The organism is Burkholderia sp., from assembly GCF_018375725.1.
GTDB lineage: Bacteria > Pseudomonadota > Gammaproteobacteria > Burkholderiales > Burkholderiaceae > Burkholderia.
In genome coordinates this window covers 43,168-52,851 of sequence record NZ_JAHACR010000002.1, presented here as the reverse complement: position 1 = coordinate 52,851, position 9,684 = coordinate 43,168, and the positions used below count along the sequence as shown (strand labels likewise).

Here is a 9,684-nt window from a genome sequence, read left to right as displayed (position 1 = left end):
TTGTCCTTCTTTTAGACGTCGGCGACGATCCAACGCCCTTCTTCGTAGCGGAACCTTTGGTCTTTAATCGCCTGCGCCCAAGGAAGAAGGTCAATGCTCAAGTCCGGGCCCATGACCATCTGGCTACCTTGATTTTCGATCAACGCAAATGGGAGTTCGGGCAATCCGAAGCCCTTGGGACTCGGATCAGGCCAGCGACCGCCGTATCGCTCCTTGATGACTCGCGTCGCAACTGCCTTGGCCAGCGTGAAAAACCGTGGTCTATACAACAACCAGTAGCACTCCCAGCCGCCCTCATGGTAGCGACGTTGCCTGCGCAGATATTCGGCCAATGTCTGCTGCGAATGTTGAATCTCGATTGCAATCTGCCTATTTCCGACGCGAACATGCACGTCCGCTATCCATCGACCGACGGCGCCGCGCCCCGGCGACTCAACTGACGCCAATGAGGCCACAGACGCGAAGGCGTCGAAGACGCTGGCCTTCGTTTCTTCGTGCCACACCGACTCCGGTGCGTTCCCACATTCCCCGGACGCATGCGCGAAGAAACGGAGCCCACCCAGGCTCGTCTTGGGGACCATTGCTGCGTTACAACATGCAGCCTTAAATTGGCCCACGACGTGACGTTGCTTCATGGCTGACCAGTCACTTTCGCTTATTTCACTTGCATACACGACCTGCGTCGTTGCTGCGATGATTGCTTCGTCTGACACTGCACCCTCCAAATCGACCGGTAGTTCCCCGACTTCTTCCCGATCGCTATCTGATCCGGATTCTGAATTATGAGGCACTCGCCACTTGGGCGCTCCACCAGACAGCGAATCCCCCCAATTTCAGGTCACGAATCACCATTGCTGATGCGAGTCAGGTTGGTATCGTCTGTAGCTTCTGCGAACAAACACGCAATCAGCTATGAGCATTGTCACCGCGCCGACCGGCGCCCAGCGCCGCGCGTTCAAGATCCACTCTTCTATCATCAAGACGCTTATCCATGAGCAGTCTGGCAGTCTGCCGAAAGCTGTCGCCGAGCTCGTGATGAACAGTATTGACGCCGGCGCGACCCGCATTGACCTGACGGTCGATGCCACGGGAGCGTTCGAGTTCGTCGATGACGGCAAGGGGTTCCAGTCTCGGGACGAAATCGAGCAGTTCTTCGAGACTTTCGGTACTCCGCACGTCAACGGCGACGCCCTTTATGGTCGTTTTAGGTGCGGCCGCGGCCAGATCATGTCCTATGCCTCGACCGTATGGCGCAGCGGTCAATTCGAAATGCGAGTCGATCTGGAAGACGAATCCATTGATTCTGGGTACGACCTGGTTGAGCACGCCGAGCCGTACGCCGGCTGCCGCATCACGGGCCAGTTCTACAATTTCAAGGTTGGATTCCAGACGAGCGACTACTCCCTTCGGACGTATTTCGTCGGTAGCACTCGGGACGATGAGGGCTTTCCCGTTGGGCCGGGCGGCGAGTTCGGCCAGATTGTCCGGTACGCTCCGATTCCGATCTTCGTCAACGGACAACAGATCAATACGCTTCCGGCCGACGCGAAGTGGGATCTCGAAGACGAGCATGCGCGATATCGCTTCGATCGGGAGTCGCACGAGTTGCGTGTCTACAACCGCGGGATCCTCGTCAACAGCTATCCGAGCAATCGATACGGCATCGGCGGGGCAATCACGTCGAACGTGCCCCTAGCGGTCAACCTTGCTCGCAACAGCGTTCTTGAGGACCGGTGCGCAGTGTGGCAGGCAATCGACAAGGTCGTGCGTGAGAGATTTGCGTTTCAGCTCACGCGCGTGAAAAAACTCAATGACAACGAGGCCGCCGCCCTCCTCCGCGACATCTACTTCTCCCCTGTCAATCTGGATGGGAAAACTGTCAAAGCCATCTTCAAACTGCGATTCATCCCCGATATTTTCGGGAAACTCGTTTCGCCGGAAGAAGGTTTGGCCGGCCGGTGCTTCACTCTCTTTGATGGCCGCCATACGGGGATTGCCGAGCGAGTTGAGCGCGATGGGCTAGCGAAAGTCGTCATGCCGAAGCTGCTGACAATCGCCAACGCTGCCGCGACCGACGACAATCTCCCGCGTGTCCTCACAAAGCTACGAACGAAGCTTCACCTTAGCTGGGATGGCGACGCGCCGATCAAGGTCATACCGTTTTTCCACTTCGTCGAGCAGCTGAACGATACGGCGTCATTCGTCGACGACGAGAATCTCGGCAAAGAGGAGCGACTTGTACTCGAGTGCCTGCGTTCGATCAACCATCGAGTCCAGCGCATCGTCTACCCGGGCAGCGACTGGCGTACCGAGCCCCGGAAGATCGTTGCGGGCCTCTCGGACACCAAGGAAGCGTGGACGGACGGATCAACGTTCATCGCCCTAGCACGCGAATCCCTCCTCGGAATCCGCCAGCGTGGCGCAGCCTGGCTGGTATCCCTATTGGTGCATGAATACGCACACCCCGAGACGTCGGCGGGCGAGCATCATCACGACTTCGACTTTCTCTCGCGCTTTCATGAGGCGATGTTCCGGGTCGATACCGGCATGTGCGTCGATGACGTGCTTCGCTACTATGTTCAAGGCCTCGCCAAGCTCGGACTCTGGCCGTCCTCGCACCACGGCAAGCATGTACGCGCGATCGCCGACTACGTGCCCCAATTGCCAAAGCGCAAGAAGTAGCAAAGGAGGCAAGTTGATTCGGTCGCTTGGCTGACAAGCGTCGCCAGCTTCCTCATCCGATTTGTTCCCCGCCGCTGCCAGTGTGTCCTGCGCACTTCCCGTCCTGGGCGACGTGATCACATTCGCCCACGACCAGGAATCGCTTTCCCGCCGCCTTCTTGCAAATCAGGTGGACCCGGATTTCGACCGGAGTTCCGCCGTTGAGTATCTCGGTGAGCATGGCGTCGGATTGGGCAAGCAGGTAGTCGATCTCGAAGTGACAGTGCCACCTCGTGAAGCGCGGCCCGGGGTCGGCAGGATGCTCCATAGTCTCGATCACGTCGCCTGAAATTGCGATAAATCCTGCTTTGCCACGATCACCGAGCTCGCCTTCCGCCCCGTCCGGAACATGTCTCCGATGGTCCAGATTTGGCTTCCTCTCAGATCAACCGCCTTCGCATCCTTGGCCAGGAACATCATGACATCACGGATCCAATTCGCGATCTCGTATGCTGTGTTGCTGCAGTAGCGAACCGTCGTGGCGAACTGCATGGCGCCGTCAAGCGAATGGCCATGAAGCCACGCCCATGCCATCCATTTGCCAAGTGAGATCGAGTAGTAGTCGCTCCCGTCCGGGTCGACCAGGCGACCAAGCAGATAGAAGATGAACTCCTCATCGCGGCTCGGCTCCCATGAGCGATCGTTCCAGCACTCCGTGCGGTAACTGTCGAACTGCATATGGAGCACGTTGCCGGCCAGATCCCCGAGTTCCGGGTACAACGATCGCAACTTGGCGATCACATCCTTGTCGTCGTACCACAGCTCGATGTCCGCGGTGTTCAGGCGCTTCAGATTGAACACCGGGACGTCACGCCAGATTTTCTGCACGCAACGCTCTGCACCCCACTCGATCTCAATGCAAGCGCGTTTCCACGCACGCTCTGCCTCCCGGGCCCGGAGGAAACGATACTCGTCGATCGGCTCGAATCCTGGCATCCACTCGACGTTGGCGAGCCCCACCCACGGCTCCCGCCCCGACTCATTCGTCTGGCCGAACGTCGGCAGCATGGAAAGACACAGACCGTCGACCTGTTTGGGTAGCTTCATCGGCTGGCCACGATAGACGAAGGTGCTCTGCTCGCCATCCACGACTTCTCCAAGCAGCAGCTTGACCAACGTGGCGTGAGTTGCTTCGCGCGAGCTGAATGCTCCGGGCACGAACGCGTTGAAGGGCTTGTGCCGGATCTCGAACTGCTGGGTCGCATCGTCACCCTCGGCGACTGACTCGACCACGTAGGGCTCCGGGACGATCGACCACTTGCTGACCGCTTCCTCGGCCGATACCGTGGCGTCTTCGATCAGGCTGCGCGCCAGATCGGCAAGTTGCGGGGCCTTGGGCTGGGCGCCTGTCTCCCTGACCAGTTGCACGAGCTTTTCGAAGACGAACACCCGGCCATTCCGCACCAGATACTTCGCGTTCGGAATGGCCTCGATTTCCCGTAGCGCCTCGCGCAGCGGATCGTTCTGCTGATTGAGCAGGAAGCTGGCTTCGTCGAGAAAGACCAAGGGCTTTGCCGTGTTTTGTTCCATGATTCCGTCCAGTAAAATCGTGGGTTAGATGCCAGCCGTGTCTTTTGTGAGGCTGTCCAGTTTCGCCTGCGCATCCGGTGACAGTTGCAGGCTGTTCGGCAAATTGTCGATGATCACCGCAACGTCGCGCGCGAAGCTCTCACCTCCCTCAACCCTTGCCAAGGCGACAACGTCCATCTCGCATTGGTTCGGCCCGTTTTTCGGCTCCAGCGTCATCGTCGCGAACCGGCCGTAGCCCTGCGTCACGGCCGTCTTCTCGTCGACGCACGGTTTGTAGTGAGCGGCCACCATCTGCCCTGCTTTGCCGCTGCTGGAGATCTTTGCCCAGGCTGCATCATTGCTCTGATTGATCGATTTCATCAGATCGTCAGCCGCGTGCTCCAAGGTCATATTGAAGCCGAAGGTCAATGCAAGGCAGGCCGTCCCGGCCGCAAAGGGCAGGCTTTTCGGGGACTTTTTGCGGCGAAATAGATTCTCGATGATGATGGCTAGCAGGTGCGCCATGGTTCCTGCAGATAACGCTGCCCACCACGGCCCAACAAAGAGCGCAGAAAGGGCGACTCCGATCGGGAAACGCTTCGCGCGCTCGCCGAACATGACTGCCCCGGCAGCGTGTACGGAAAGCGCCGTGATCGCGCTGACGATGATCGTATGGAGAAGATGATGCAGCATGCCGGCCCTTATCGGTCGAAGTACTTTCTGTTTTGAAGCGGTTCGTGTTTGGGACGCGGCGGCACGTAGATCCGGGCTGCGTTGTCCAGGAAGGGAACGCGGCTACGAATGGCACGATCCCATTTATGCCGTGGATCCGGGAACTTCTCCCGCAGTAGGCCTTGGTAGTAGCCACTATCGAGTGCCTGCCCGAGCAGGAAGCCAAGGTCGAACAGCGCCATGCGCTTCAGGAATGTCCGTTCGCTTTCTTGCACGAACTTTGCGCTGAAAAGCGGAAGCCTGTATTTGACGTTGATGTTGTACTGAGCTTCAGTCGCATCCACGCTGCTCTTGAAGTTGAATCGGTCTTCCGGCGCGACGTCCTTAAACAAAATCCGCAGCGACTCCAACCGCCCAAAGTGCTCCCCGGCATCGTCCAGGTATTCCGGATCCTTGGTGAATTGAATGTTCACCACGCCGAGTTCACCGTTTTCGAGGGGACGGGAAAAGGTCTTGACCTCGGATTCCAGCATGGCCTCGACAGCAAGCACCAGATCAAATCGCTTGATCTTTTCCCACGCATATTCAGATTGATACCTTCCCATGTTGCTCCGATTCCCCCGTACGCAAGCGACTGGTCGTGCCAGCCCGTTCCACTCGATGTCCCGATCAATTCCTGTCCTGAAATTAACGGCAGTCAGGCACCACGCCTTGAGTCTCCGCGGCAACATTCTTCCTGCTGGGAACCAATCGGCTGAATAGAAGCCTATCACGCCATACAGCCGAAACCAGCCCCCTGTAGTCGGCGCAAAATCGGCGCGCGCCCCCTAGAAACTGAGTTTGTGATGTTTAGCATGGGATCTGTCCGGCTCGCAGCGACGTGTGCGTTACGAGTTGGCCTAACCAACAGGAGCTGAACATGAACAAGCGGAAGGGCAATTCTCCGGTGATGGGCGAACAGCTCGTCATCCCTCTGGACGTCGATCTCGCATTCCAGGCCGGCGTGAAGAAGAAGGCGTTCGAGGGTACGAAGTCCGCCGACCTTTATCGCCCGCTCATCGAAAAGATCCGGGTGATCGACGGCTTCAACCCTCGCATCAAGACCAGGAAGTACCGACTCGGCATCGAAAAGCTGGCTCGCGACATGGCGCGCGACGGCTTCGACGAAACTCAGACGCTGACGGTTTTTCTCATCTACGAGAACGGCCAGCACATCATCTGCCTGCACGACGGCCACCGCCGCCTCGAGGCAGTGTTCCTGGCCAACCAGTACCGCGTGGCGGAAGGAAAACCACCCATCGAGCGCGTACCGGTCACCATTACGGACAAAGCCGACAGCAAGTCGCTTAACCTCGGCGTGATCCGGCGAAATGACAAGGAGCCCCTGACCGTTCTCGAGAAGGCCATCCTCGCTCACCGCCTGAACACCGTTGACGGTATGTCCCCGGAGGAGATCGCCGTGGAGATGCAAGACAGCCAAGGCGAGCTCACCCCCTACTACATCGAGGGCTTGCTTTTGCTGGCAAGCGCCGATCGCCGTATCCACGAGATCGTCGCCGAAGACAAGATCTCCGGCACGGAGGCGATCAAACAGATCCGGAAGCACAAGGCCAACGCGCTGTCGTTCCTGCAGCGCGCGACGGATGGCAAGGAGCACGTGCGGCCGCGCGACCTCCCGGGCGCACTGGTCAAGCGCGTGACGAAGAAAATCGCGCCCCGTCTCGTGACGGCGGTTCGCGAGCTCGAGACTGACCCGGCCTACGGCCAGCTCAAAGAGGAAACGCGCCTGAAGATCAAGGAGCTGATGGACAGGCTTAGCGAGGCGGAGAAGAAGGATCCGCCGCTTGCAGCCGACGACGGCAATTCAGCACCTGCGGCAGATGACGATGAGTGAGATTCTCGCCGGGCGGTTGAGGAAATCGCCCGGCGATCTAGCCGCGTTGGTCAGTGGTCATCCCACAGGCCGAGCAGCTTCTCTGCAGTCTCGACGAACCCCTCGACCGGGGAGAGTCCCGTCCGGATGCCACCATGCTTTTCAGCCACGGCTTTCGCTTCATGGACCAGCCGTTGGTGATGCGCGCTCAGACTCGCTCCTTCGTATGGCGGAACGCCATACTTGATCGCACTGCCCAGCACGTCAAGACGCGGCCTACCGCCGTTCCTTTGAACGCCGGGTGGTGGCTTCCCATGTCTGATATGAGGTCGGCAAGGCGGTGCCAAAGCTTCGTCTGAATCGTGATGGTGGACATTGTCCATCTCTCCTGTCAGGAACGGTCGATCTCGACGTGCTTCTCGTCGAGCCGCAGTACCACGCGATCGATAAGTTTCGGCAGCACAAAGCGAGACGTTTTCTCGTCCCACCTGGCGTCCACGACCGCGTACTTCCCGTCGTCGAGTTGCTCGAGCACGGCCGGGAGATCGCCGTGATACGGGGCGCGGAGTTGGATGTACGTGAACTTGCCGTCGTCCCATACCTTCGTCGGCGTGAACTGCGGCGCCGGCGGGACGACGATCTGGTATTTCGTGCTGAACGGCTCGTCAGCGTGCGCCATTGCGCTGAACGCGGCGCACATCAGCATCGCGAGAACACTCTTTTTCATTTTGCCTCCTTCATCAAATCACGACCCACGGGTCGGGACATTACCTTGTGTACGCGTGCTGGGTATCAGATACTTGGCTCTTTGCGGCTACGCACCAGCAAGCGTCGCATTCGTTCGAGCATGCATACCGCAAAGACACCGAGCCCGCTGAAGCTGGCAAAGTCAATCCAATTCAGCCGCTCGTTGAACGCCGCCATCAAGGCCGCATCCTGCGGAAGTCGGAAGACCACCGGCGCACGCGGGGCCAAGACCGCAGCGACGATCACCATGAACAGCCCCAGAACCATCCCCGCGTTCAACACGATGCCGGTGTAGCGGCTTGACGTCTTCATTCGGCCGATCACAATCGTCATCAGCAAGGCAACCAGCAGTCCGGACAGACTGGCAAGCAACTGCATGGTGATGATTTCGGCCGTTTGCGTGTTTCGATTGTGCTGGCCAAGCCCCCACGACAGCCCGAACGTATTCCAGACGAGCAGCGAGATGAACAACGCGGTAGCCAACGGATGACGGCGCATCGCGTCGATCACACGGGCCGGCGCAAACATGAATGCAATGAGAGTCAGGTCGGCCAACGCGGCAGAAAGCATCCATAGCGGCGACCAATTCACCCAATCATGCAGAACAACAGGGATAGCAGCGCAACCCAGCAACCATGCAAGGAACTGGCCCTTCGGAAGCGACCGATTCTGGTAATGCTGCCTGACGCGCACCTCGAGCATCGCGATTCCCTGAACGAGCAAAAGGCCGAGCCAGAAGTACAGCATTCCGGAGGCAATGTGCTCGAACTGCGTTGGCATATTCGGCCCCAGACCCAGTTCCACTTGCCGCAGGCGGGTGATTGGCTCGAAAGATTGCGCGAGGCCTCGGTGCGCCTGAGTTACTGCTGCGGCCACCAGCCAGATTCCCGTGCGGAAAGCGAATTTTTCTTTCGTCATATTGCGTGTCATGTTCCAGATGCGATTAAAGGGGATGATGGTCAAACGCCGATAGGGAGTAATGGTCCCGTGCGTCGGCCGCCGCAGCTCAAAATCGCCAGGCGACACACCATATAGCCCCGCTTTTTATTCCGCCCTTCGCTCCTGTTTTTTCTCCGTCGCGGAGCCGTTCGGCTGCTTCGCCTGAAGCGGCTGGACGACGTGGTATCCAATCCCGAACCAGCCTTGCTTTTCCTGGACGATGCAAGTAGGCGACGGCCCGGTGCAAGGCTTTGCCGCCCCCACGCCACTCTGGAATCCGAATGCGTACGCGGCGTACGCCACTGCGCCCCAGCCGAAGATGGTTGCAAACGCGCCCAACCCGCTCAGCCCATCCCAGCTATCGAAATCGTCGAAGATCATGTCGTCGAGTGCTTCAGAGTTTGTCAACGCGGAAGTGGATCGCGCCGAGCAGCCTGGTTGGGAAGATGCCGCCGTTGTTTACTTCCAGTCCCGTCGACGGAATGTCCTCCGAGACGATCTCCGGCTTGTAGCCGTTGCACTGGTTGGCCTTGGTCTGGTTGTAGTTGTCCGGCCCGGATGCCGTACCGGAAATCTGCAGTTTCACCGAACCATTGGCGGAGATGGCTGAAGGTATGATCGCCAGGCGGTACTTCCATGCCCCCGACTTCAGCTCGACCGATTCATCGGAGGTCGGGGCGTGCGGAGACCGCTTCTCAGCCTCCTCATGAGCCTGTTTCGACGCAGCGTCCCCGTCGCCGCCGGAGAAGATCACATTGCGGATTGGCTCAAAGTCGGTTTTTGACATGCATGCACCGGCATAGGCGTAGTAGACATGGTCCGACAGGTCAATCGGCTTGCCGACGTGGACAGCCACACGCCGGCGCACCCCGAGCACGTCGACAGTGAGGAAGTAGTCCGGGCGGGGGGACGCTGCGTTTTCCGGCTGGTCGGAGACCTTGATCCGATTTCCCTGGGCATCGCACTGGAATTCGCTATGCTCGACAACCGGAAGGGCAACCTTGTCTGGGTCGTCCGTCGTGTGCTTGTATTCCGTCAACATGCAGAGTTGCCCTTGCCGTGTCAGCAATTCCCCCGCTGCGGGCGCCCCGAAAAGGCTCGTACCCGACCGGGTATCCTTGATCACGACCGCTTGATCCGCCATCGCGGCTGTTACGATGCTCGCCAGTGCGAGTGACAAAACCAGCTTCTTCATTTCATTCAACTCCACTCAGTTTTCGGCC

At 58.9% G+C, this 9,684-nt stretch carries 11 protein-coding genes; 2 read left to right on the top strand and 9 right to left on the bottom strand.

What is annotated here, in order from left to right:
* Positions 1-11: 11 nt before the first annotated feature.
* Positions 12-713 (bottom strand): hypothetical protein, encoded by a 702-nt coding sequence (locus tag KH616_RS01080; protein WP_155836212.1) that lies wholly within the window; start codon positions 711-713, stop codon positions 12-14.
* A 199-nt stretch (positions 714-912) separates the two neighbouring features.
* On the opposite strand from KH616_RS01080, the gene KH616_RS01075 reads away from it, so the two are divergent.
* On the top strand, positions 913-2,682 hold the full coding sequence (locus KH616_RS01075; RefSeq protein ID WP_046196205.1) for an ATP-binding protein: 1,770 nt from the start codon (positions 913-915) through the stop codon (positions 2,680-2,682).
* Positions 2,683-2,734: 52 nt separating this feature from the next.
* Here the strand turns inward: KH616_RS01075 and KH616_RS01070 are convergent, their stop codons facing one another.
* The 4 genes from KH616_RS01070 to KH616_RS01055 are packed head-to-tail and all read right to left on the bottom strand — an operon-like array spanning position 2,735 to position 5,507.
* Positions 2,735-2,989 carry a hypothetical protein gene (locus KH616_RS01070; RefSeq protein ID WP_046196255.1) on the bottom strand — a complete coding sequence of 85 codons (255 nt, stop codon included), beginning with the start codon at positions 2,987-2,989 and terminating at the stop codon, positions 2,735-2,737.
* An 8-nt stretch (positions 2,990-2,997) separates the two neighbouring features.
* Positions 2,998-4,251: a hypothetical protein gene (locus KH616_RS01065; RefSeq protein WP_046196204.1), complete on the bottom strand. Its 1,254-nt coding sequence runs from the start codon at positions 4,249-4,251 to the stop codon at positions 2,998-3,000.
* Positions 4,252-4,275: 24 nt separating this feature from the next.
* On the bottom strand, positions 4,276-4,923 hold the full coding sequence (locus KH616_RS01060; protein WP_046196203.1) for a hypothetical protein: 648 nt from the start codon (positions 4,921-4,923) through the stop codon (positions 4,276-4,278).
* Positions 4,924-4,931: 8 nt separating this feature from the next.
* On the bottom strand, positions 4,932-5,507 hold the full coding sequence (locus KH616_RS01055) for a hypothetical protein (RefSeq protein WP_131754349.1): 576 nt from the start codon (positions 5,505-5,507) through the stop codon (positions 4,932-4,934).
* A gap of 314 nt (positions 5,508-5,821) precedes the next feature.
* Between KH616_RS01055 and KH616_RS01050 the strand changes: the two genes are divergently transcribed.
* Positions 5,822-6,796, top strand: a complete 975-nt coding sequence (locus KH616_RS01050) for a hypothetical protein (protein WP_292232983.1) — start codon at positions 5,822-5,824, stop codon at positions 6,794-6,796.
* 370 nt (positions 6,797-7,166) lie between these two features.
* On the opposite strand, the gene KH616_RS01045 is transcribed toward KH616_RS01050, so the two are convergent.
* The 4 genes from KH616_RS01045 to KH616_RS01030 form a co-directional block, all read right to left on the bottom strand.
* Positions 7,167-7,502, bottom strand: a complete 336-nt coding sequence (locus KH616_RS01045; RefSeq protein WP_212124163.1) for a TrbG/VirB9 family P-type conjugative transfer protein — start codon at positions 7,500-7,502, stop codon at positions 7,167-7,169.
* Positions 7,503-7,567: 65 nt separating this feature from the next.
* The gene (locus KH616_RS01040; protein ID WP_292232979.1) at positions 7,568-8,485 is read right to left on the bottom strand and encodes a hypothetical protein; all 918 of its coding nucleotides are present in this window, start codon (positions 8,483-8,485) and stop codon (positions 7,568-7,570) included.
* Positions 8,486-8,566: 81 nt separating this feature from the next.
* On the bottom strand, positions 8,567-8,842 hold the full coding sequence (locus KH616_RS01035) for a hypothetical protein (protein ID WP_292232978.1): 276 nt from the start codon (positions 8,840-8,842) through the stop codon (positions 8,567-8,569).
* Between the two features lie 13 nt (positions 8,843-8,855).
* Positions 8,856-9,656, bottom strand: coding sequence for a hypothetical protein (locus KH616_RS01030; RefSeq protein WP_046196197.1), 801 nt, complete (start codon positions 9,654-9,656; stop codon positions 8,856-8,858).
* Between the last annotated feature and the right edge of the window lie 28 nt (positions 9,657-9,684).

What these genes read in the sequence shown, in the direction of transcription:
- KH616_RS01065 (WP_046196204.1), bottom strand. Translation starts at nt 4,251, where the DNA reads ATGGAACAAAACACGGCAAAGCCCTTGGTCTTTCTCGACGAAGCCAGC.
- KH616_RS01075 (WP_046196205.1), top strand. Translation starts at nt 913, where the DNA reads ATGAGCATTGTCACCGCGCCGACCGGCGCCCAGCGCCGCGCGTTCAAG.
- KH616_RS01030 (WP_046196197.1), bottom strand. Translation starts at nt 9,656, where the DNA reads ATGAAGAAGCTGGTTTTGTCACTCGCACTGGCGAGCATCGTAACAGCC.
- KH616_RS01050 (WP_292232983.1), top strand. Translation starts at nt 5,822, where the DNA reads ATGAACAAGCGGAAGGGCAATTCTCCGGTGATGGGCGAACAGCTCGTC.
- KH616_RS01060 (WP_046196203.1), bottom strand. Translation starts at nt 4,923, where the DNA reads ATGCTGCATCATCTTCTCCATACGATCATCGTCAGCGCGATCACGGCG.
- KH616_RS01035 (WP_292232978.1), bottom strand. Translation starts at nt 8,842, where the DNA reads ATGATCTTCGACGATTTCGATAGCTGGGATGGGCTGAGCGGGTTGGGC.
- KH616_RS01055 (WP_131754349.1), bottom strand. Translation starts at nt 5,507, where the DNA reads ATGGGAAGGTATCAATCTGAATATGCGTGGGAAAAGATCAAGCGATTT.
- KH616_RS01045 (WP_212124163.1), bottom strand. Translation starts at nt 7,502, where the DNA reads ATGAAAAAGAGTGTTCTCGCGATGCTGATGTGCGCCGCGTTCAGCGCA.
- KH616_RS01070 (WP_046196255.1), bottom strand. Translation starts at nt 2,989, where the DNA reads ATGGAGCATCCTGCCGACCCCGGGCCGCGCTTCACGAGGTGGCACTGT.